Source organism: Mesorhizobium cantuariense, assembly GCF_042647205.1.
Lineage (GTDB): Bacteria > Pseudomonadota > Alphaproteobacteria > Rhizobiales > Rhizobiaceae > Mesorhizobium > Mesorhizobium cantuariense.
Map to the genome: position 1 here is coordinate 5,762,501 of NZ_JBHRVD010000001.1, position 22,240 is coordinate 5,784,740.

At 60.5% G+C, this 22,240-nt stretch carries 21 protein-coding genes and 2 pseudogenes; 13 read left to right on the top strand and 10 right to left on the bottom strand.

The genetic code is table 11. The features are described from left to right. Window positions 1–26 precede the first annotated feature (26 nt). The 6 genes from ACFOJ9_RS28105 to ACFOJ9_RS28130 form a co-directional block, all read right to left on the bottom strand. Window positions 27–970 (bottom strand): IS630 family transposase gene (locus ACFOJ9_RS28105; protein ID WP_378977816.1). Its coding sequence is split into 2 segments (ribosomal slippage): window positions 27–635 and window positions 638–970, totalling 942 coding nucleotides; the frame shifts between segments, so codons are not numbered across the junction. Window positions 971–1,072: 102 nt separating this feature from the next. Next, window positions 1,073–1,824, bottom strand: a protein-coding gene (locus ACFOJ9_RS28110) for an IS5 family transposase (RefSeq protein WP_378983611.1) whose coding sequence is annotated in 2 segments (ribosomal slippage) — window positions 1,073–1,494 and window positions 1,494–1,824 — 753 coding nt in all. Because the reading frame shifts where the segments join, the coding sequence is not laid out codon by codon here. A gap of 272 nt (window positions 1,825–2,096) precedes the next feature. Then, a complete protein-coding gene (locus ACFOJ9_RS28115) occupies window positions 2,097–3,776 on the bottom strand; it encodes a recombinase family protein (RefSeq protein WP_378983613.1) in 1,680 nt (559 codons plus the stop codon). After that, window positions 3,773–4,048, bottom strand: coding sequence for a hypothetical protein (locus tag ACFOJ9_RS28120; protein WP_378983616.1), 276 nt, complete (start codon window positions 4,046–4,048; stop codon window positions 3,773–3,775). Before ACFOJ9_RS28120 ends, ACFOJ9_RS28115 begins: the two co-directional genes overlap by 4 nt. Window positions 4,049–4,492: 444 nt before the next feature. Continuing rightward, the gene (locus ACFOJ9_RS28125) at window positions 4,493–5,020 is read right to left on the bottom strand and encodes a helix-turn-helix domain-containing protein (protein ID WP_378983618.1); all 528 of its coding nucleotides are present in this window, start codon (window positions 5,018–5,020) and stop codon (window positions 4,493–4,495) included. Window positions 5,021–5,116: 96 nt separating this feature from the next. Beyond that, on the bottom strand, window positions 5,117–5,761 hold the full coding sequence (locus tag ACFOJ9_RS28130) for a hypothetical protein (RefSeq protein WP_378983620.1): 645 nt from the start codon (window positions 5,759–5,761) through the stop codon (window positions 5,117–5,119). A gap of 118 nt (window positions 5,762–5,879) precedes the next feature. Here ACFOJ9_RS28130 and ACFOJ9_RS28135 point away from each other — a divergent pair, with 118 nt between their 5' ends. Then, entirely contained in the window at window positions 5,880–6,131 is a 252-nt protein-coding gene (locus ACFOJ9_RS28135; RefSeq protein ID WP_378983622.1) for a helix-turn-helix domain-containing protein, read from the top strand. A 369-nt stretch (window positions 6,132–6,500) separates the two neighbouring features. Here ACFOJ9_RS28135 and ltrA read toward each other — a convergent pair whose 3' ends face one another. Continuing rightward, window positions 6,501–7,883: a group II intron reverse transcriptase/maturase gene (ltrA, locus tag ACFOJ9_RS28140; protein ID WP_378976752.1), complete on the bottom strand. Its 1,383-nt coding sequence runs from the start codon at window positions 7,881–7,883 to the stop codon at window positions 6,501–6,503. Window positions 7,884–8,485: 602 nt separating this feature from the next. On the opposite strand from ltrA, the gene ACFOJ9_RS28145 reads away from it, so the two are divergent. From ACFOJ9_RS28145 to greA, 3 genes and pseudogenes are all read left to right on the top strand, one after another. Beyond that, complete coding sequence (locus ACFOJ9_RS28145; protein WP_378982693.1) at window positions 8,486–9,394, top strand: tyrosine-type recombinase/integrase; 909 nt, start codon at window positions 8,486–8,488, stop codon at window positions 9,392–9,394. Window positions 9,395–9,397: 3 nt separating this feature from the next. Beyond that, window positions 9,398–10,576, top strand: a complete 1,179-nt coding sequence (locus ACFOJ9_RS28150; RefSeq protein ID WP_378983624.1) for an IS91 family transposase — start codon at window positions 9,398–9,400, stop codon at window positions 10,574–10,576. 462 nt (window positions 10,577–11,038) lie between these two features. Next, a pseudogene (gene greA, locus ACFOJ9_RS28155) lies at window positions 11,039–11,520 on the top strand (transcription elongation factor GreA). A 24-nt stretch (window positions 11,521–11,544) separates the two neighbouring features. Here the strand turns inward: greA and ACFOJ9_RS28160 are convergent. Together ACFOJ9_RS28160 and ACFOJ9_RS28165 are read right to left on the bottom strand one after the other, a co-directional pair. Further along, a pseudogene (locus tag ACFOJ9_RS28160) lies at window positions 11,545–12,012 on the bottom strand (LLM class flavin-dependent oxidoreductase); the annotation flags it as partial. Between the two features lie 164 nt (window positions 12,013–12,176). Continuing rightward, on the bottom strand, window positions 12,177–13,220 hold the full coding sequence (locus ACFOJ9_RS28165) for a LacI family DNA-binding transcriptional regulator (RefSeq protein WP_378983626.1): 1,044 nt from the start codon (window positions 13,218–13,220) through the stop codon (window positions 12,177–12,179). A gap of 314 nt (window positions 13,221–13,534) precedes the next feature. On the opposite strand from ACFOJ9_RS28165, the gene ACFOJ9_RS28170 reads away from it, so the two are divergent. From ACFOJ9_RS28170 to ACFOJ9_RS28210, 9 genes are all read left to right on the top strand, one after another. Continuing rightward, window positions 13,535–14,500: a substrate-binding domain-containing protein gene (locus ACFOJ9_RS28170; RefSeq protein WP_378983629.1), complete on the top strand. Its 966-nt coding sequence runs from the start codon at window positions 13,535–13,537 to the stop codon at window positions 14,498–14,500. 69 nt (window positions 14,501–14,569) lie between these two features. After that, a complete protein-coding gene (locus ACFOJ9_RS28175) occupies window positions 14,570–15,625 on the top strand; it encodes an ABC transporter permease (RefSeq protein WP_378983631.1) in 1,056 nt (351 codons plus the stop codon). Window positions 15,626–15,633: 8 nt separating this feature from the next. Beyond that, window positions 15,634–16,437, top strand: coding sequence for an ATP-binding cassette domain-containing protein (locus ACFOJ9_RS28180; RefSeq protein ID WP_378983634.1), 804 nt, complete (start codon window positions 15,634–15,636; stop codon window positions 16,435–16,437). Between the two features lie 202 nt (window positions 16,438–16,639). Beyond that, window positions 16,640–17,644, top strand: a complete 1,005-nt coding sequence (locus ACFOJ9_RS28185) for a Gfo/Idh/MocA family oxidoreductase (RefSeq protein ID WP_378988097.1) — start codon at window positions 16,640–16,642, stop codon at window positions 17,642–17,644. Then, window positions 17,641–18,600: a sugar phosphate isomerase/epimerase family protein gene (locus ACFOJ9_RS28190; RefSeq protein ID WP_378983637.1), complete on the top strand. Its 960-nt coding sequence runs from the start codon at window positions 17,641–17,643 to the stop codon at window positions 18,598–18,600. Before ACFOJ9_RS28185 ends, ACFOJ9_RS28190 begins: the two co-directional genes overlap by 4 nt. Window positions 18,601–18,636: 36 nt before the next feature. After that, the gene (locus ACFOJ9_RS28195) at window positions 18,637–19,437 is read left to right on the top strand and encodes a TIM barrel protein (RefSeq protein ID WP_378983640.1); all 801 of its coding nucleotides are present in this window, start codon (window positions 18,637–18,639) and stop codon (window positions 19,435–19,437) included. Window positions 19,438–19,476: 39 nt separating this feature from the next. Continuing rightward, complete coding sequence (locus ACFOJ9_RS28200) at window positions 19,477–20,499, top strand: Gfo/Idh/MocA family oxidoreductase (RefSeq protein WP_378983643.1); 1,023 nt, start codon at window positions 19,477–19,479, stop codon at window positions 20,497–20,499. Window positions 20,500–20,520: 21 nt separating this feature from the next. Beyond that, complete coding sequence (locus tag ACFOJ9_RS28205; RefSeq protein WP_378983645.1) at window positions 20,521–20,826, top strand: RpiR family transcriptional regulator; 306 nt, start codon at window positions 20,521–20,523, stop codon at window positions 20,824–20,826. Window positions 20,827–20,940: 114 nt separating this feature from the next. Then, a complete protein-coding gene (locus tag ACFOJ9_RS28210) occupies window positions 20,941–21,225 on the top strand; it encodes a hypothetical protein (RefSeq protein WP_378983648.1) in 285 nt (94 codons plus the stop codon). A 209-nt stretch (window positions 21,226–21,434) separates the two neighbouring features. Here the strand turns inward: ACFOJ9_RS28210 and ACFOJ9_RS28215 are convergent, their stop codons facing one another. Further along, the gene (locus tag ACFOJ9_RS28215) at window positions 21,435–22,106 is read right to left on the bottom strand and encodes a TetR/AcrR family transcriptional regulator (protein WP_378983651.1); all 672 of its coding nucleotides are present in this window, start codon (window positions 22,104–22,106) and stop codon (window positions 21,435–21,437) included. Between the last annotated feature and the right edge of the window lie 134 nt (window positions 22,107–22,240).

Below are 22,240 nucleotides of genomic sequence, written 5' to 3' on the forward strand. Positions count from 1 at the left end.
AGACTAGCGCCTAGAGCGGGATGAGATTAGTTTCGGTCATAGCCGGAGTTTTCGAAGTAGTGTGAGCACTCTGCCGGTGTGACGCGATTGAGGGTTTGGCCGATCGCGTCGCAGACGGCTTCGACGGTTCGGCTTGCGGCCTTTCTCAGCCAGTGCTTGAGCTTTGAAAAGAGCTGCTCGATCGGATTGAGGTCGGGCGAGTATTTCGGCAGGAAGAAGAGCCTTGCGCCGGCGGCGCGTATGGCGCGGCGCACCGCCTTGCCTTTGTGCGAGCCGAGATTGTCCATGATGACTATATCCCCCGGCTGGAGGGTCGGCGCGAGAACCTTCTCGACATAGAGGAGGAACCTCTCGCCGTTGATCGGCCCATCGATCAGCCAAGGCGCATCGACGCGATCGTGGCGCAGCGCGGCCAGGAAGGTCATGGTCTTCCAGTGGCCGTGCGGCACTTTGGCCTTGATGCGCTGGCCCACCGGCGCCCAGCCCCTGAGCGGCGACATGTTGGTCTTGGTCCAGGTCTCGTCAATGAAGACCAGTCGCGTGGGATCGATCCGGCCCCGATACTTCGTCCACTGCAGCCGCCGTCGCGCGACATCGGGACGATCCTGTTCGGCGGCGATCAGCGTCTTTTTTTGTGAGTGAGCTTCTCGGCATGCACGAACTCCCATACCGAACGGTAGTCGACCTTCAGACCACGCTCACCAAGCTCGGCCACAAGGCCGCGCAAGGTGAAGTCCCCGTCGTGACAGCGCTCGATCAGCCAGTCGCGCCACGCTCCCGAGAGTTTCTTCGGTTTGTAGCCGCCCACCTGGCGAGGCGCGGCACTGCCAGTCTCTTCAACACGCTTAAGCCACGCAATGGCCGCGCTATAGCTGACGCCAAATCGAGCCGCCGCGGCGCGCCGCGAGAGCCCTTCCGTCTTAACCGCGGCGACAACCCGCTCGCGAAGGTCCATCGAATATCCTGCCATCCATACTGGCCTCCTCCAGTATGAAGGTTGAATCAGAACAAAGGTGATTTGGGAATCCCACGACTCTTACAAATCCCATCCCGCTCTAAGGCTTGTTGAGATTCAGCGTGAGTTTATGACGGCGGCTGCGAGATTGATGAAGGCAGCGAAGCTCTGATCGGTTTTATCGGCTCGCATGGCGATACGCTTGAATTCCTTGAGTTTGCAGAAGAAGTTCTCGATCAGGTGGCGCCATTTGTAGAGTTCCTTGTCGAGTGGCAGGGGAAAAGTACGACGTGAGTGCTGTGAGATAACGATCCTGGCGCCGCGCTCATTCAGGTCGGCAATGATGCTGTTGCTGTCGAACGCTTTGTCGGCCATCAAGCCACCAAAACAGACGCCATCGATGAGCGGTGCGACGCCCACCGTATCGAACCGCTGGCCGGGCAAAAGAACAAAGCGCACAAGATTGCCAAGCGCATCAGTGAGCGCCAGAATTTTGGTGGTCATGCCGCCCTTGGAGCGGCCTATGGCCTGGCTTTGAGTCCCCCTTTTGCGCCCTGTCCATGGCGGTGGACCTTGACGATGGTAGCATCAACCATGGCGTACTCCATGTCCGGCTGGTCCGAACAAGCCTCGAAAAGCCGAATGAAAACATCGGCTTTGACCCAATCGCGGTAGCGTTTGAAAACGGTGTTCCAGCTCCCGAAGAAGGCTGGAAGGTCGCGCCACGGACTTCCTGTCCGCACGATCCAAAGCAAGGCTTCGATGAAGCGGCGATTGTCACCCCCACTTCGTCCGGGATCGGTTGGTTTGCCCAGGCAATGCGGTTCCATCTTCGCCCATTGGGCGTCCGTCAGCACAAATCGTTCCATCCAAAGCTTGAATCACAATCCAAGCTCAGGGGGAATCCTGAATCTCAACAAGCCTTAGGTAGTCGGCTTAGGCCTGTTTGCGTTCCCCTTGGGGTCCAGCTTGCTTGCCGCGGTTAGTGGTCCAAACGCGAACAGCCCGCCGGCTTTGTGGCTGACGGGCTGATTGTTTGATTTGGTTGCGGGGACAGGATTGGTTTTTTGTCCCGCAGCTTTGGCTTCGCCTCCTTGCGGGCCCCCGAGCCAGGCAAATCGATGGCCACCACAGCCGAATATCAAAACGGCCCGCACGAGGCGGGCCGTTTTGATATTTGGTTGCGGGGACCCGCAACCCCTTTTGTCATAACATCGTCAGGCTTTTGATTTTGGTCGGGTTTGGCGAGTTCGAGGATGCCGAACAGCTCGCCGCGTAGCTCGGCATGGACCTCGCCGCGCTTGTCGCCGGGCGTGAGGACGATCTGTCCGATCAACGAGCGCAACGCCTCGGCGGCTGGACGTCCGTCCTCGTGGTCGGCGAGCGCTTGCGTAAACTGCATGACCCGCTTGCGGTAGAGAGTGGCGATGTTGGGATGCAGGTCAGGCACGTCAGTGAGCGCCACCGCCAGACGCGCGGTGATCTCCGCCTTCTGTCTCTCCAGGTCTTCCATTCTCGCTTTCATCGAAGGTTGATACAGGCCATCCTCGATCGCCGCCATAATGCCGGCGATAGCGCGCTCGATCTTGTCGAGCGCCTTGCGGTCCTGTTCGCCTTGCGCGCGACGCTCCTGATTGAGGCGGTTGGTCTCTTGGGCGTACGCTCTGATCGCCTCGGCCACGGCATCGGCCGAGACCAGCCTTTCCTTCAACCCCGAGAGGACACGCTGTTCGATCTTCTCACGGGTGATGGTGCGGGCATTGTCGCAGATGCCCCGGCGCTGGTGGTTGAGGCAGGCATAACGATCGCGTGTAAACAGGCCGTAGCGCCCGCCGCAGCAGCCGCAGATGAGCAAGCCCGAAAGGAGGGAGACTGGCCGCTTCATGGTATGCAGCTTCCCGGCCCGGGCCTTGCGCGTGGCGATCGCCACCGCCTCGAACTGGCTGGCGATGGATTTCTGTCTCTCCTTCACGGCTTGCCACAATTCGTCCTCGACGATCCTGAGATGCGGCACCTCGGTGCGGATCCATTTGATTGCTGGATTGGCCCGCGACACGCGCTTACCCGTGGCAGGATCCTTGACGTAATGTAGGCGGTTCCAAACCAGCACGCCGGTGTAGAGCTCGTTGTTGATGACGCCGGTACCCCGGATTACATGCCCGCGCACGCTGGTATCGCCCCAATGCCGGCCGAGCGGGCCGGGAACGCCCTCCTTGTTGAGGTCCACGGCAATCGCCTTCGGGCTCTTGCCGGTGGCGAACTCGCGGAAGATGCGGCGCACAATGGTCGCTTCCTCCGGCACGATCGCGCGGTCTCCCCGGACGGGATCGCCTGCGCTATCCAGTTTCTTCACCACCCGGTAGCCGTAGCACAGCCCGCCTCCGGCCTTACCCTTCTCCACCCTACCCCGCAGGCCACGATGGGTCTTGAGGGCAAGGTCCTTGAGGAACAGGGCATTCATCGTGCCCTTGAGGCCGACATGCAGTTCGCTGATCTCGCCCTCGGCTAAAGTGACGATGGTAACGCCGGCGAATTTGAGGTGTTTAAAGAGAGTGGCGACATCTGCCTGGTCGCGGCTGATGCGATCGAGCGCCTCGGCCAGCACCACCTCGAAGCGGCCGCGCTGGGCATCGCGTACCAAATGCTGGATACCCGGCCGCAGCACCGTGCTGGCGCCGGAGATCGCGGCATCCTCATAGGTTCCCGCCACGCTCCAGCCCTCACGCGCCGCCTGCTCGCGGCACAGCCTCAACTGGTCCTCGATGGAGGCATCCCGCTGGCTGTCGGAAGAATAGCGTGCATAGAGTGCGACACCGGTCATGGCGGCGGATCCTCTCTTCTGTTCCCAAGGGGTTTGCCATTCGGCCCCCTGCCCTCTCCCTCTCGGCGACCCGGCCGATTGTCGTTGGCCGCCAGCCCCGCCTCGAATGATTCCCGCGCCAGCTGCCGGCCGATCAGCCGGGCGATATCCAGCACCACCCGATCCAGCTTCGATGCCGCCATGTTTTCAGGGCGCCCCTCAGGGTCTACGAGGTCGCCGTTGTCGTTCGCCGGAACCAACGCCTGTGGGCCAGTCCTGATTTCCTCTGCCATCGCGGTCGCTCTCCCAACGGTGGATCGACCCAGCATCAAGAAGCCTCCGGACGGCGACGAAAAGCACGAAGTTCATCTCGTAGGGCCACAGCGTGCAATGACTTGCGCCGTGCGGTTTCGTCTCGATCGTCAAGGCGGGCTGCAGGCGACAAGTGGGAACATCCGGCTGCGCCTTCCTCCTTCAACGCCGCGACCAGCTTGACTGCGGACTCCCAATGCTTGGCGACATCGCTCCGCGTCCCTTCCCGGCTCCGGCGACTAACCGGCAGCCCTCCCGCGATCACTTTTAGGTCACGCAGTACGGAAGCTATGTGCGGCCACGGGAAGTCGGTAGGGTCACCAATGTCCCGATCGGCACCGACGATCATTTCTAACTTGGCGATGACGCCGATGAGCGACGTTGCCACGACCTCAGGGATCGAATCTTGGAGCTTAAGGAATAACCTAAGCCAACCTGCCCTCGACCGGCATGGGTTCGGCGGACGTTCCAATCTCCTGCTTTGAGTCGACGATCGCCAGTTCCTCCCCCAATGCGGAGATCAAAGCCGACACACGGCCGCGCACCCGTGGATGAAGTTGCACCAGCCCTTCAATCAGGCGTCGTCCTTCCGCGCTGGCAATAAAATTGATTCGCTCGTCGGCCGGCAGCGGCGGAGCGTCACGATCGGTCTCATTGTCCGGCAGGCCTGCGAAGAAACGGCTCACTGGGACGCCCAGCGACCTGGCGATCTCGAAGAGCATGGATGCGCTAACGCGGTTTTTCGCGTTCTCATATTTTTGAAGCTGCTGGAAACTGATGCCGATGGATCGCGCAAGCTGGGCTTGCGATACGTCGGACTGCACGCGAACCGCAGCGATCTGCCTGCCGACATATTGATCAGCAGGGTGCGGGCCACTCTCGATTCCATGGTTTACCGGTGCGTTGAAGACGCTACGGCGCCCTGGCTCCGCAAATGATTTTCGGAACTGCATCAGTCGCTCCTTGTGTAGAGAGTTTGTCTCGGTAAGCCCCCGCAAAAATCATCAAACCGACGAATGATCGCGATTTCGATACCTTCGTGCTGCAGTTCAGCTCAAGAATTTCTGCTCTCTAATCCGAGCTATGTCGTCTAAGGCCGAGCGGATTTGTGGCCACGGGGGTTCACTGTCGTGTAGCGAATACTCCCCTTCCCTAAGCACTGCATCTAGCTTAGCGGCAATACCAGCCAGTGACGTAGCAGGAACCTGGGATAAGTCTCCGAGCAATGCCTTCGCGCGCTCGGCAGCTTCGCACTCCGCAAGCAAGCCCGTCGAGTAACCAATATCCCTACCGACGGCATCCCAGCGCGCCTGATGGGCTACGATTTCGGCTTCAGCCTGAGCGCGGGCTACTGTGTTCGCCGGACGAACACCCAGCAAGTCTTGGAGGGCTCCAAGAGAGTGAACGGTCACGCTCTCGCCGTCGGACAACTTCACTGTAGTGCAAGGGAAACCAACGGTCTCGATAAGCACTTTCTCCAACCGCTGCTGCTCATTGCAAAGCCGTTCAGTCTCCTCCCAAGCCGGCTGCCATCGTCTCCACACCGCCACCGCAGGATCAATGGCGTCATCACCCTCCAAGTCGCTGCGAGCAAACGATGTAGCCTGTGTCGCCGCCATTGCGATTGCTGTTCCCGCAAGCACCTTCCTGCGCGTGACGAAAGGCAAAGTCGTGTTATTGTCGGAATCAGCCATGATCCGAGCTCCCAGAAGCTTAGGCGTGGTCAGGCCGCACCGGTGTTACGAGCACCTGTGCGGCCGTGTGCTGTAATTATTAATGTCACTTTTTGTGACTTTTAGCAAGTTGAATGTCATGAAAAAGGACATACTGCCTCAGCAGGTGCGTGCAGCACGGGCATTGATCGATTGGACAAGAGACGACTTGGCAAACGCATCCGGTTTGACAGTTCGTACGCTAGCCAGAATTGAGAGTTCGCAAACGATCCCTAGACAAACAACGCTTGAAGCGTTGACCAAGGCATTAGAGGCCGCAGGGATCGAATTCATTTCACAGAATGGAGGGGGACCAGGCGTCCGGCTAGCCCGTCGACTGGACGGGAAATGACCTAGAACCCGGAAGTACATCTTCCTGATTTCCGCCACCTGACGGCTACGGCGCCGGTGCAGGTAGACCAGACGTCCCGCCAACCTCTTGGCGTATGACTGCTCGCCATCGAGACAAGCAAACACGGTGGTAGCAGCTATCCGGCCTGGGCGCCCACCAAAACCTTGAGCCTGTCGAGTGCGTGACCTACTACGAAGCCGAGACATCCGGTGCGCTGGCGTCGAGTTGGGGCGCGACGCGTGGCGGACAATCAGACGAGTTGCGAAATGGCCGCAACTGGGCCGGGGATCGGGATAGGGGGACGCCTCGCGACGCCGCCCCTCCCACACCACCGGGCATACGGGTCCGTACCACGGCGGTTCGATCGTATTAAGCTTGGGCAGAGACATGAAGTCGAGGGAGACCGAGAGACTCGAAGTAATGGTTGCGCAGGGCCTGTTGGACCGCCGGGTGTCCTGACATGCGCCAGAATCCCGTCGGTGAACCGGCGGCAACCGCAGCTCCGAACTTTGGTACGCCATGACGACGTAGTTCCTTGAAGCGGTTGTGCCCGTTCCCCCATTGCCACCAGAGATACATGCGTAGTCTCCGGCGGGTCCACGCTTCCAAGTTCGTAAGCACCCGTGGGGTCTGGCAGAAGCCAAAGTAGCCGCGCCATCCGATGAGGTATGACTTCAGCTCCTTGATCATCTGCGGCAGACTGATTCCCCGTGTCCGGCGTGTCATGTCCCGGATCAGCGCCTTGAATTTGTCGAGGGCCTTTGGCGCGATGCGCCGTTCGCTCCCGTCATTTGAGATGCTGAACCCAAGGAATTTCCGCTCCTCCGGTCGCGCCACCGCGCTCTTCGCCTCGTTGACCTTCAGCAGCAGCTTCTTGGTCAGGAACCGGCCGACAGAGGTCATGACCCGTTCGCCGGCGCGGCGGCTGCGAACATAGATGTTGCAGTCATCCGCATAGCGGCAGAAGCGGAGACCCCTTCGGGCCAGTTCCTTGTCGAGGTCGTCGAGCAGGAGATTGCTTAGGAGGGGCGAGAGCGGGCCACCTTGCGGGGTCCCCTCGTCCACCGGACGGACCAAGCCATCCTCCATCACCCCCGCATTGAGGAATGCGCGGATGAGTTTGAGCACGCGCTTATCGGATACCCGCGCGGCGACGCGCGCCATCAGGCTGTCGTGATTGACTCGGTCGAAAAACTTTTCGAGATCGATGTCAATCACGTGGCTGTAGCCCTCGGCAACGTAGCGTTGCGATTGGGCTACCGCCTGATGGGCGGAGCGTCCTGGGCGGAAGCCGTAGCTGTGCTCGGAGAACGTCGGGTCCCACTGCTCCTGGAGAACCTGCAGCAGGGCTTGCTGGATCAGTCTGTCGACGACGCAAGGCACGCCGAGTTTTCTGACCCCGCCCTCCGGCTTGGGGATTTCGACCCGCTTGACCGGCTGCGGCTGATAGGTTCCTTCGAGCAATCGAGACCGGATGCTTGGCCAGTGCTCACGCAGGTAGCCCTTGGCGTCATCGATGGTCATCCCATCCACGCCTGGACCGCCCTTGTTGCTTCGAACGCGTTTCCACGCTGTTTCCAGATTCTCTCGGCTACATACCGTCTCCATTAGTTGTTCTGTCCAGGCCGGGCTTTCGGGTGCCGACTTCGCCACGAGTGGTTCGGCCCCTTGGTAACCGCTGACAGGGGCTTCACCCCGGTCCCTCGGTTCCAGGGCCAGTGAGTACTGGGTCTTCTGCCGCTTTCCACTCATGAGTTGCCAGTCCTATTTGCCACTTCCAATCGTTCGGGCCTTCGGTCATCGTTTCCGGCTCGGCCTATCCGTTTGCTCCGCCTTTCGGCTTGGAGTGCCTCACTAGCCTTGCCGACAGCATCACCTACTACGCCCTCTGCTGACTCCTGCATCACGGTCAGGTCACCTTGCGGTTCCCTCAGTTCCGAAGTCGGAACATGACGCAGGCCTCCCCAGGTAAGTTCAATCGCCTTCCCCGCGCACCTGCCGGATCTACAGCCCTGCCCCTTGATGGATATGGACTTCGCGACACGTTGCCCGCTCGTCCGGCCAGGGATGCCTCATATCCGGTTTCTGTTCGTCAGGTCGCGGTTTTGCTCCACGCTTCCTTCAGACACCACCTCGCGGTAATGCCCTTGCGCTTTGCTAAGCCTTCACCTCCATCAGGTTGGCAAGGGGACTTTCACCCCCAAGCGGTTGAACATGCTGGGCACACAACGAACCCGCTGCGCGGGAGGGCGCCTGCGGTTGAGGTAGAGATCAAGAACCGGTCGTCGCGCCCGCGTTGAGCAGGGTTCGGCAAGGGCAGAGCATCACAGGCTTCTTCAACAAGGAGCCTGACTATGCCTCATTCAATTCTCGAAGCTTCGATCAGCCCGTTGCGCCAGCGACTGATCGACGACATGAACATGCGACGTTTCTCACGGGAGACACAGCGCAACTATCTCCGCGACATCGGACGCCTGGCGACATTCCTTGGGCGATCACCAGACACAGCGACCACCGATGACCTGCGCCGGTTTCAGATCGAGCAGCAGGAGGACGGCGTTCCGGTTCCGACGATGAACAGCATCGTGTCAGCGCTGCGCTTCTTCTTCACCCACACGCTCGACCGCCCGGACCTGGCGCGCCGGCTCGTCCGGCTGTCGCATCCGCGTAACCTGCCCGTGGTGCTGAGCCGCGACGAGGTTGCCCGGTTGCTCAACGCCACCACCTGCCTCAAGCACCAGGCGGCACTCTCGGTCGCCTATGGGGCCGGCCTGCGTGTCGCGGAGGTGTCGATGCTGAAGGTCGCCGACGTCGACAGCGAGCGCATGCTGCTGCGCGTCGAACGCGGCAAGGGCGGGCGGTATCGCAACGCCATGCTCTCGGAGGATCTGCTCACGCTTCTGCGTGAGTGGTGGAAGGTCGGGCGGCAGCAGGGCGTAATGCATCGCGACGGCTGGTTGTTTCCCGGGCAGCACGCGATGAAGCCGATCAGTACGCGGCAGCTCTATCGCATAGTCGTCGAGGCGGCCCAATCCGCCGACATCGCCAAGCGGGTCGGGCCGCACACGCTGCGTCACAGCTTCGCCACCCACCTGCTGGAGGACGGCACCGACATCCGGATCATCCAGGTCCTGCTCGGGCACGCCAAGCTCAACAACACCGCCCTTTACGCGAAGGTTGCGACCCGAACGGTGCGTGCCGTGACGAGCCCGCTCGACAAGCTCGGCCTGTTCAAGCCGGGAGAGACCTCGCCCGGTGGCTAATCCGTGCGCGCCTCGATCGAGGTCGCCGACATCTTCCGTGCTGCCGGACCCGCCTACCGGGCCGCCCATGCAGGTCACCTGAGCCTCGTCCAGCTCAAGGTGATGTCGGCGATCGAGCATTGCCGCACCGCAGCCCTCGGCGGTCACGTCGAGGCCTGCGAGGACTGCGGCCAGTGGCGCATCGCCTACAACTCCTGCCGCAACCGGCACTGCCCGAAGTGCCAGGGCGCAGCCGCGCGGACATGGCTTGCCGAGCGCGAGGCCGACCTGCTGCCGGTCGGCTACTTCCATGTCGTGTTCACGCTGCCCGCCGAGGTCGCCGACATCGCCTTCCACAACAAGGCGCTGGTCTACGACCTGCTGTTCAAGGCGGCATCGGAGACGATGCTGACGATCGCGGCTGATCGGAAGCACCTCGGTGCGCGCATCGGCATCACTGCGGTCCTCCACACCTGGGGTTCGGCGCTGACCCACCACCCGCACGTGCACATGATCGTGCCGGGCGGCGGCATCGCGCCGGACGGGAGCCGCTGGGTCTCGTCGCGTCCAGCCTTCCTTCTCCCGGTGCGCGTGCTCGGCAAGTTGTTCCGACGCCTGTTCCTCACCCGGCTGCTCGCGCTGCACGACGCCAGCCGGCTCGGCTTCTTCGGCACACTTGCTCATCTCACCGAGCGGCAGACATTCCTGCGCCACCTTGCTCCCGTCCGGAAGACGCGCTGGGTGGTCTACGCCAAGGCGCCGTTCGCCGGACCGGAGGCAGTGCTCGCCTACCTGTCGCGCTACACCCACCGGGTCGCGATTTCGAACAGCCGCCTGATCGCCTTCAACGCGAGCGGCGTCACCTTCCGCTACTACCGTCGCGACGGCGCCGACCGGCAGCAGGTCATGACGCTTGGCCCCGCCGAGTTCATCCGCCGCTTCCTGCTCCACGTGTTGCCGCGCGGCTTCCACCGCATCCGGCACTATGGACTGCTCGCCGGCTCCGCCCGCAAGGCCAGTCTCACGCTCGCCCGTGAACTCCTGGACGTCGCCGCGCCGCCCGACCCCAGCGAACCGGACGACTTCCGCCCGTCATGCCCGTGCTGCGGCGGACGCATGATCGTCATCGAGACCTTCGAACGCTGGAGGCAGCCGCGCGGACCGCCGGACGCAACCGCGACGAGCCGGGAGAACGTCCCATGACCCGGCATGGTATCCAGCGTTCAGCCGCAGGCACTCAGCCTCCGGCAATGGACCCACGCGTGTTCTTGGTAATGGTTGACCCCGACAGGCGCGCCTCCGGACCAGCGCCCGGCCGACAACACCGCGCGGAGGCACAACGAGGCGGCCTGTTCGCGCCCATCCCCGCGCTTCCCGTCGGCGGGCGCGCCATCGCCGACACCGGCCGAAATCCGAAATCCCCATAGCCACCGCCTGTGGCCCGCGGGTTCCTTCCTCGGGGACTTTCGTACGCCTGCCGGCGCCCGAAACTCTTCACGAAAGAAGGCCGTCCGGTTCTGGCATTGAAGACGGGGGAGCAGAACTACCGCTTTCCATCCTCCTGCGGGCATTCCGTTTCTGCTGAAGCCAGCCGTCAAATTGTTGCAGCTTTGTTGTCGACTGTTATCCTATTACCACAGACATTCGACAGGGAGTAACGACCAATTGAGCATAGCATTTGCCAAGGAGGAAAGCGCCGAGGCAGCGTCGGAAACCATCCTGCCGGCTCGCCCTATCTCCGATCGGATCAATCTGGTCACGGAGGCGGGCCTAAAGATGCTGCAGGATGAATTGGCTCGTGCTCAGCAGACCCTCGAGGCCGCTAACCTGCTGGAAGATGTCAACGAGAGGCGACGGCAGTCGGCGGTTCCGGTTCGGGATATGCGCTACTATGCCGAGCGCATCCGTACGGCTCAGCTTATGCCGGTGCCGACATCGAATGATGTGATCGCCTTCGGTCACACCGTTACCTTCGAGCGTGACGATGGCCGCACTCAGACCTTCCGCATCGTGGGTGAGGACGAGGCCAACCCGTCTCAAGCTTCCATATCGCATGTTCGCCGGTGGCCATCGCGTTGATTGGCAAAACCGTTGGCGCCTTTGTCCCACTGGGGCAGCGCGAACTCGAGATCCTGTCCATCTCTTAGTTGGACCCTGCCATTCGCATGGCGTCACGAAGCGGAAGCGACCCCCTTCGGAAGCACGCCGCGCCCGAACTCGACATCCCAGCTGCGTTCCGCCGGCGAGGCTTCGCCACCCAACCCGAGTTTGGGAAAGAGCAACTCGGCAACGTTAAATGCCTCTTCCAGGTGTGGATAGCCGGACGCGATGATCGTTTCGATGCCGATCTCCTGATACTCGCGAATTCGCGCGGCAACATTGTCGGGATTGCCGACCAGCGCAGTTCCCGCGCCACCACGCACAAGGCCAGGCCCTGCCCACAAATTGGGACCGACAACCAGGCGGTCGCGCCGGCCCTGTTGAAGAGCTGACATGCGCTTTTGCCCGACGGATTCCGAGATATGGACAAACCCATTCTGGGCCTCGGCGATCAGGTCGTCGGTGACGTGGCTGATCAGCCGGTCGGCGGCGGCCCAGGCCTCGTCCTCCGTTTCGCGCACGATCAGATGAATGCGAAGAAGCGGATTGTTCGCCCCTTCTTTGGGGCCTGACCGCCACCCAAGCGAAGTTCGCGTCGGCATTTCCGGCAGGACCCGCTCGTGGCCACGCCTTTCCGAATACGCGTCATCCCTTGCCGGTAGAGAGCGACCATTTTCGGGTGAAGAGAATATGCCGATTATCTTCAAACGCCCTCTGGGCTGTGCATATCGAACCCGAAGGTTACCCGGAATACGCCAGCGTCGGGACCGGCGTTTTTCGCCTTCATCAGGGTTGCGATAGTCTCAAACGCGAAGCGTTCGATGGGATGCGATATGATCAGTGAGATCGTGCCATCGATTAATGCGGCACGCGTATCTTCAAAGAGTTCATAACCCACAACGACAAAGTCGTTTCGCTTGGGGGTGGCACGAAGTGCGGCGATGGCGCCGGTAACACCTCCGCCGGAAATAAACAGTCCACACATGTCCGGATGGTCTGTCAGTAGCTTTTCCACGTGCTCTCTCGCAACCACTGCAGATTCGTAGGTCGGCAGGGGTTCAAGCAACGTGAAGCCAGAATTGTGTTCGCGGAAGTAGGAACGGAACCCGCTTTCGTTCATCTCTTGGTTGCGCAGCCGATGGCTTCCGACGAGTATGCCGATCTTTCCGGGAAACCGCACCATCCGGTCGAAAGCCCACGCCGCAGCACGTCCCACCTTCCAGTTATCGAGGCCAACGAAACTGATATTCCCTTTTGCTGTCAGTGGACCGATGAGGGAGACAACCGGGACTCCTTTCTCCAGAACGCTGTCGATGGCATCGGCGACAACCGGGTGCTGTGGCGCAACGATCGCAAGGGATTGGCACCGTTCACCCAAAGATATGATATGCGGTGCGACCTTTTCAGGGGTTAGGTCTTCAAGAAACTCCAGCGTCAAGTCGATACGGCCCCCCGAATAGGCGTCAGCGGCTAGGGTGATCGCATCGCCCAAGATTCGATAGAAAGTGCGCTCCTTGCGCTGCAGGAGAACGCCCAGTCGGTGCGTAATTTGCGGCGCTTTAACAGCATGTTTGATCGTGCCCAGCCCGTAGAACCCGATCTCTTCGGCAGCTGCGGACACGCGCTCCCGAGTGTAGGTTCGGACTGACCCCGGCTGATAGAGAACGCGGTTTACTGTTGACACAGACACGCTTGCAGCCTTCGCGAGGTCTGGAATCGTTGGTCTCTTCATATCAAATAATTCCATTTTTAGGAGAAGGAACCATCAAATCATTTCATGAACCGGATGCTGCGAAGTGATTTGAGACGAATTTTTGAATTTATTATGATCTGCGTTGACCTGAAAGATGTCAACGATGCATGCAAGTGTCGTTGACAGCGCTCGACGATCTCAAGCCGTCAACGCTTTGGGGGAGGCCCATCGCAAAAACTGAAGGATGTAATCCAGCGCCTGCGCCGGGATTGCGGAATTGTGAGTGCCTGCACGCCTAAACGGCCGATCGACAAAAACCATATCTCGAGCCGCAATGATGTGGCTTTAACCTGAGGGAGGATTTCGACATGAATTTCACCAAAAAGATCGCGGCAGCGGTTATGGCAGCAATGTTCGCTTCCAGCGCCTATGCCGGAGACAAGGATATCGCTGTCATCGTGGGCTCGGCCCAGGACGGCTTCTGGAACATGGTCAAGAAGGGGGTCGATGACGCGAAGCTTATGGTTGAAGCGAACGGTGGCACCGTCAACTTCATGCAGACACAGAATTACGACAACTTTGGCCCGGACCTGGCCTCGCTGATCGAGCAGGCCGTGGCCCAGGGCGCGAAGGGAATTGCTATCCCGAACTGGCTGCCGGAATCGGAAACTCCAGCTCTGAAGGCTGCCCGAGACAAAGGCGTCGTCATCGTGTCCTTTAACGCTGGTCAAAGCGAAATGGGCAACTACGGCGCACTGAACTATTTCGGTTCGGACGAGTATCTCGCCGGTGTCGAAGGCGGCAAGTACCTTGCCTCACACGGTGCCAAGAAGATCCTTTGCCATATTCAGAACCCAGGTGCCGTGAATTTGGAAACCCGCTGCAAGGGCGTTCAGGACGGTGCCAAGGCAGCTGGGGCCGACACCTTCATCCTGCGCGTTCCTGCAAACCTCGATCAGGATATGAACGGCACCTCGGAAGCCATCAAGTCCGAGTTGATCGCGGATACCTCGATCGACGCGGTCATTACCCTGGCTGCATGGGCGGCCGACGCTGCAGCCAATTCCATCGAACAGCAGGGCCAGGCCCGCAAGATCCAGCTCGGAACTTTCGACATGTCGGCCTCGGTTCTGGACCGCATCTCGAAGGGTACCCAGACCTTCGCGATCGACCAGCAGCCCTACCTGCAAGGGTTCCTTGCAACCTCCATGCTGTTCGCCAACCTCAAGTTTGGTACGGCGATTGCAACGAAACCGGTTCTGACGGGTCCCGCTATCGTCGATGCTTCCAATGTAGCTTCGGCCATCGAGGGCGTGAAGCTCGGCGCACGCTGAGCCTGCTTGTGAGGACCCGGCCACGCGGTTGGTCGGGTCAATTCAAAGCAACATGAGGACTGAGGCCAAATGACCGAACCAAACTCAAACAATGATCCCGTCAACACCGCAAGCGCCGAAGGATCATCACTTGGTTCTTCATTCAAGGCCTTTTTCCGCAGCCCTGCTGCCGGTGCGCTCATGGGATTTGTGGCTGTTTTCATCCTCTTTTCTATCTTCGGGTACAGCCGTAATTTCCTGTCCGTCGCGGGGATCACGACCTGGGTGAACTTTGCGTCTCTTATCGGCATGATCGCCATCCCAGTCGGATTTCTGATGATCGCCGGCGAGCTTGATATCTCGACCGGAGCGGTCCTGCCTGCCGCGACGATGACGGTAGCCATCATTTGTGAACACTATCAGATGCCGGAGGTAATCGGTGTGGCGGCGGCCTTGGCCATTGGGGCGCTCATAGGCTTCATTAACGGCTTTATCGTCACGCGTACCCGGGTACCGTCGTTCATCGTGACGTTGGCCACGCTCTTTGCCGTCGCCGGTTTGACTCTTTTTCTGTCTATTTTCTTTATCAACAATACGAATTCTTTCCACCATCCTCCGGAGTGGGCGAAATCGCTCTTTGGCGGCAAGGTATATGGCTTCAATTCCTCAGTCTTTTGGTGGGCAGGCCTCATCGCCGCCTTCGCATTCTTCCTGCATTATTCGCCCAAGGGCAGCTGGGTTTTCGCCTTGGGCGGTGATCAGGAAAGTGCACGGAATGCTGGCATTCCGGTCGCGCGGCTGAAGATTGCGCTCTTCATGCTGTGCTCGACCTCGGCCGCCTTTGCTGGCGTCTTGCAGGTCATGACCTTCAGTTCGGCCACGTCACAGGCAAACTTCGGGCTGATCTTCAACACAATCATCTCTGTCGTCGTGGGCGGCGTTTTGCTGACTGGAGGCTTCGGAACGGTGATGGGCATCGTCTTCGGCGTGCTGACCCTGTCAATCGTGACCCAAGCAATCGGCTTTACCGAGATCGACCGGAACCTGTCCTTCCTCATTATCGGCGTCATGCTTCTGATAGCGGTTCTGCTGAACGACACTTTCCGTCATCTGGCGACCAGCTGGTCCGGAACCAAGAAGAAGTGAGAACGACAATGTCCGATAAGAAACCCGTTCTCGAACTGCGCAATGTCGACAAGTCCTTCGGTCCGATTGACGTTCTCAACGATATTAGTCTGAAAGTGGGTGAAGGCGAAGTGCTGTGCCTTCTCGGCGATAACGGCGCCGGTAAGTCGACCCTTATCAAGACGCTGTCTGGTGTCTGTCAGCCCACGCGCGGCGAAATCCTGATGGACGGCGAGACAACAGTCTTCTCCCGCCCGCGCGAGGCGCAAGAGCGCGGCATCGCGACGGTTCACCAGTTTGGCGGCACGTACCCCCTGATGTCCATCGGGCGGAACTTCTTCATGGGCTCCGAGCCGACGAAGGGTTTCGGCCCATTCAGGGTGTTCGACCGCAAAAGAGCCAACCGCGTCGCCGTTGAGGAAGTCCAGAAGATGGGAATTACACGGATCACCGACGGTGATCGCTTGGTCGGCGGGCTTTCCGGTGGTGAACGGCAGTCGCTGGCCATTGCAAGGGCAGTCTATTTCGGGGCTCGCGTGTTGATCCTTGACGAGCCAACGGCGGCCCTCGGTGTCAAGCAGGCGGCGCATGTGCTTCGCATAGTCAACGAGGCCAAGCGCCGTGGCCTGGCCGTTGTCTTCATTACCCATCAGGTCATGCACGCCATGGCTGTCGGGGACCATTTCGCTGTCCTTATCCGTGGCGCCATCGCCGCTGACTTCCGCAAGGGCGAGAAGACGCGGGAGCACATTGCCGACCTCATGGCGGGTGGCGAATCCATGGCGGATCTTGAGGCAAGCATCGAAGGAAATATGGAAACCCAAGGGGGTTAACCGCCGCCGCCAACTCATGGGTCTGCATGAACACTCCGCCAGTTGCCGGCGCCTGAACTCCCGCAGGGGGGTTATTTTGCAAGGCCCACCTGCAACGCGGGGACGAGAGGTACTCCACACTCCCCTCGAAGCGAAGCGACCGGGTCGCAAGCAGCGGTCCGGTCTCAAATTCTCTCAAACCCGGTTTCAGGGCGAATATAGTATGACAATGAGAATAGGCGTCATCGGCACAGGATTGATGGGAGCCGATCACGCGAGAATCGTCGCCGAGGAACTTCCCGGCGCCAGCCTACAGGTGGTCTGCGACACGGATGGGGCCCGTGCCCGGAAGGTTGCTGATGCGTATGGCGCGGCGGATGTTGCCAGCGATCCGGAAGGCGTGATTGCCCGCAGCGATGTGGATGCCGTGATCGTGGCAAGCCCCGATTTCACCCATGCGCCCCTGTCGCTCGCCTGCATCCGGGCCGGCAAGAGGGTGCTCTGCGAAAAGCCCCTTGCGCAGTCGTCCGCCGAATGCCTCGCGGTCATGGAGGCCGAGCAGAAAGCCGGCCAGCGCTTCGTGCAGCTTGGATTCATGCGGCGCTTCGACCAGTCCTATATCGAGATGCGGCGCGCCATTGCGGATGGCACGCTGGGCCGCCCGCTGATGATGCATAATTTCCACCGCAATGTGGAAACGCCTGCCGCCGATTTCACCGGCGCCATGGCGATTTCCAATTCCGCTCCCCACGAATTCGATGTGGTGCGACACGTGCTGGGCACGGAATATGCCGCAATCTCGGCCTTCCAGGCGAAGCGCTCTGATGGGCTGGTCGCCCCGGTCGTCATGGTTCTGGAAACGACCGATGGCCAGCTCGTCAATATCGAAATCAACAATAACGCCGCTTATGGCTATGACGTGCGCGCCGAACTTGTCGGTGAGAAGGCCAGCATCGCGACGAACCATGTGGCCTATACCCGACTGGACCGTGCGCTCGGCACCCATGCGGCTTACGAGGCAGACTGGCGCGGCCGCTATTTTGAAGCCTATCGCCGCCAGAACCGCGCCTTCCTGCGCTTTGTCGAGACGGGCGAATTCCCCGCCATCGCGTCGAGCGGCTGGGAAGGCTATGCCGCCGCCGTGGTGGCCGAAGCGGGCATCAGAGCCCTCATCGAAGGGCGCAGGCAGCTTGTTTCCATGATTGAAAAACCGGAGTTCTACGCATGAAACTGGGTTTCGTATCCGACAGCCTCGGCGAACTCCCCTTCCACGAACTGCTCGACCATGCGGTGCGCATGGGCGTCTCCGGCGTCGAGGTCAATACATGTGGCTGGTCAACCGCTCCACATTTCGATCTCAAGTCCATGCTTGGCAACAAGGCCGCCCAGCGCGATTTTCTGAAGGCCTTTTCGGATCGCGGGCTGCAGGTGATCAGCCTCAATGCGAATGGCAATACGCTGCACCCGACCGACCCGGCACAGGGCGAGGGTTTGAAGGACACCATTCGCGTGGCGGGTGAGCTGGGTATCGGGACCGTCTGTACAATGTCGGGTCTTCCCGCTGGAAACGCTACCGATACCATGCCGAACTGGGTCGTCTCCTCCTGGCCGCCGGAAACGCAAGCCATCCTGAAATACCAGTGGGAAGAGAAGCTCTTTCCCTTCTGGACCGAGATTGTCGCGCTGGCCAGGGGAAACGGCGTCGAGAAGATCGCGCTGGAGTTGCATGGCAACCAGTGCGTCTACAATGTTCCATCGCTCTTCAAGCTACGGAACGAAGTGGGCACGATCATCGGTGCGAACCTCGATCCCTCGCATCTTTTCTGGATGGGGGCCGATCCGCTGGTTGCGGCGGAGGCACTAGGAAATGCCATCTATCACGTCCACGCCAAGGATACGTTCCTCAACGCTCCCAAGCAGGCGGTTGCCAGCCTGCTCGAAAACGGCAGCCTGATGGATATTCCCGCCCGTTCCTGGTCCTACATCACGCTCGGCTTCGGCCATGGCGAGGAATGGTGGCGGCAGTTCTGCTATCGGCTGAAAATGGCCGGTTATGACGGCTGGCTCTCCATCGAGCACGAGGACGTGGTCCTCAACTTGCTGGAAGGGCTCGAAAAATCCGTCGCGCTGCTCAAGGGTGTCATGCCTGCCGCTCCGGCCGACTACAAACCACAAGATATTTGAGACTAACAATCTAACTCCCGAAACAGGATACTGATGATGACAACGGCCCCTGAAACCTCGGGACCCTTTACCTTGGCGGTTTGCGCGGAAATGGTGTTCCGCTCGCTGCCCGTGATCGACCGTCTCAAGCGGATCACCGAACTCGGCTTCGTCGCCGAGATTTGGGACTGGACGAAGCACGACATCGCGGCGCTGGCGAAGTCCGGCGCCTCGTTCTCCTCGATGACCGGCTATGTCACCGGGACACTAGCCGATGACGCCGGCGCGGACGAGCTGATCAGGACGGCAAAACTCTCGATTCCGGTCGCCAGGGAGTTGAACTGCCCGCGGCTCAACCTGCATGGCACCGGGCTCGACGGCCAGGGCCTTCCGGTCGTCAAATCCGAAGTCGTGACCGGTGCGATGTGGCTCAAGGCCCGCGACACCCTCGAGCGCATCGCCGACCTCGGTGAGCAGGAAGGGGTGACCTTCGTGCTCGAAAACCTCAACGAGGCCGTCGACCATCCGAAAACGCCTTTCGCCAAGGCCGCCGACACGATCGCGCTGGTCTCGTCCGTCAACCGGCCGTCGCTCAAGCTCAACCTCGATCTCTACCATGCGCAGATCGGCGAAGGGAATCTGATCGAACTCTGTCGCCTGGCGCTTCCACACATTGGCGAGATCCAGGTGGCCGATGTTCCCGGGCGCACCGAGCCCGGCACCGGGGAAATCAACTATCCGGCCATCGCACGTGCCCTCGAAGCCATGGGCTATCGCGGCGTCATCGGCATGGAGGCATGGCCGTCGGGCGATGACGAACTGGCGCTCAGCCGGTTCCGCCAGGCTTTCACTGTCTAAGCCAGCCACTTTCTCAACGTTCGAATTTCGGAGCATCAAATGCCTGCCCAACACCCTGTGAACGTCGCCCTGATAGGGGCTGGCCGCATCGGTTCCTTTCACGCAGAAACCATCGCGCGCCGGCTTGTCGACGCAAACCTGATCGCGATCGCCGATCCGGCCGAGGGCGCGGCGGAAGCGCTTGCCGCGAAGCTGGAGGTTCCGACCGCCGTGACCGACGTCTCGGCGGTGCTCTCCGACCCGGCGGTCGAAGCCGTCGTCATCGCATCGCCGGCGCGCTTCCACGCCAGTCTTGCCATCCAGGCCGCCGAGGCCGGCAAGGCCGTGTTCTGCGAAAAGCCCATGGCGCTGACCCTCGAAGAGGCCGATCGCGTGATCGCCGCCGCGTCCAGCGCCGGGGTGCCACTGCAAGTCGGCTTCAACCGCCGCTGGGACCAGGCTTTCGCCGAAGGGCGCGCCGCGATCGATGCGGGCAAGGTGGGAACGCCGCAGTTGATCCGGTCGCTGACGCGTGACCCCGGCCCCTATGGCGGCAGTCCGGAAAGGACACCGCGCTGGACGATCTTCTACGAGACGCTGATCCACGACTTCGACACGCTTGTCTGGCTCAATCCCGACGCCCGACCCGTCGAGGTGACGGCAATCGCCGATGCGCTGGTGCGCCCCGATTCCAGGGACAAGGGTTTCCACGACACCGCTGTCGTCACCATCCGCTTCGACAATGGCTCGATTGCTGTCGCCGAAGCCAATTTCTCCGCCATGTACGGCTACGACATTCGTGGCGAAGTCTTCGGTTCGGGTGGCATGATCACCATGGGTGACGTTCGCCGCTCGAGCATGACCCTTTTCGACAGCAATGGCGTGTCCAGCGACACCTGGCGGCGCGACACCGATCATTTCGTGCATGGCTATACCGCGCAACTCGCCGCCTTTGTCGGCGCGGTTCGCAGCGGCGTGGTCACGGGACCGACCGGTCAGGATGCGCGCACCGCGCTTGCGATCGCTCTTGCCTGCATCAAGTCGGTGGAGGAGAGGCGCACAGTGTCGATGAGCGAAATCTGAAGCAATAAGCGAAGGCAGGACATGGCGGTTTCGAATGATTGCACAACTCGAATTGTGACCTTTGAAGATCTGCAGAGACGCGTCGCGGGTCGTCAGCTTGTTTTTCCGCCGCAAGTCGAAAAGGTAGCGGCTGCCGCCCTTGCGCGACCCGAACTTCTGGCATTTGAGAGCGCAGACAAGATTGCCGCGCGCGCAGGCGTATCAAAGGCAACCGTCGCCAGGTTTGCCAGACTTCTTGGCAATCGAAACCTGAAGGAGGCAAGACGTGTTTTTCGCGAGGAATTGCGAAGACGCCATGACATCAACGCCGGGCGGCCAAATTGCTGAACGTCGTCTCGAGGGACGGCTTTCTTTTTCTCGATTTCATCTTGCGGAACTTGAGCGTCACATCGGTGGGCGAAGCTTGTCCATCGCCGTCCGAGTGCGGCTGGCTCGAATCCCTTGGAACTGATCCAGATCGACCATACGAAGGCCGATATCTCTGTCGTCGACGAGGAAACCCGACGGCCTACCGGCCGCCCGTGGTTGCATATCTGCAGCCGGATCATGACCGAATTCTACCTCACGATGGAAGCGCCGTCCCGGCTGTCGACCAGCCTGTGTCTGCTGCACTCCGTCTTCGACAAATCGGCATGGCTGAGAGAACGTGAAATCGCGGACCATGGCCTGTCACCGGCCTGCTCGATACATTGCACGTCGACAACGGCCCAGATTTCCGCAGCATAACGTTCAAGAGAGAATGCGAGGATGCGGGCATCGCGATCGTCGGGCGAACCCCACTTCGGCGGTCATATCGAGCGTGTGATCGAACGCAGATGGGGAGATTGCAGGAGCTCGGCGAATTGATTCGAAGCGACATGCTGCGCAGACGGTCGGTTCTGGAACGAAGCAATGAGAAAGACGCCATTCGCTGGTGCCTTCCGTCTTGACGCCGATCAGCCAGACATATTTTTGACTTCAGCATTCATTAGCGAAGCAAAAGTCCAGGATGGCATGTTGGGCTTGCCGAGAGCTTTCAGGCTAAAGTGAATCTGCGCGCGCAGGCCCGCTTCGGTCTCCTCTCCGTGTTCGAGGCAGTGCTCGATCAGAATTGGGTGGAAGAACGCCGTGAACGCGGTGTGGACGGCACGCGCCGCCTCCGCGGGATCTTCCACCTTGAATTCGCCCGCTTCGATGCCCTCGCGGATGATCGCCTCAAGGATCGTGACCATACGCTCGATATGCGCCTTGGTGACCGCCCAGTTCTCGTGCATGGCGGCGACAATGAGGTCGTGCATGCGCTGTTCCTTGACCAGGATCGTCTTGCCGTGGTGGTGAACCGCGGTGAGAAGACGGATAAGCTTCTCCGCGGCTGGCGCGCTCGATTGGGCAATCCTAGAAGCGATCTCGGCGACCTCGTTCACGACCAGCCCGCAGATGGACTCTTTGATGGCACCCTTGGAGGGGAAAAAGCGGTAGACGTTTGCCGTGCTCATGCCGAGTTCGGAAGCAATGTCGGCCACCGATGTCTTTTGGTAGCCGATGTGGCGAAAGTGCGCCTCCGCCACCTCCAGGATGCGTGTACGCACCTTGTCAGGATCAGTTCGCGTTCGGGCCGGACGATTCATGCATGTCTTTCAGAACTGATGAAGCGAACCTGCGGCGTTCGCATTGACGATCACTTGTAAGCGGCAAGTTCGTGTGGTTGACCTTGCGTATGTGAGGCAAGGTCAACCGCACGAACAGGCTCCTCCGGCGATGA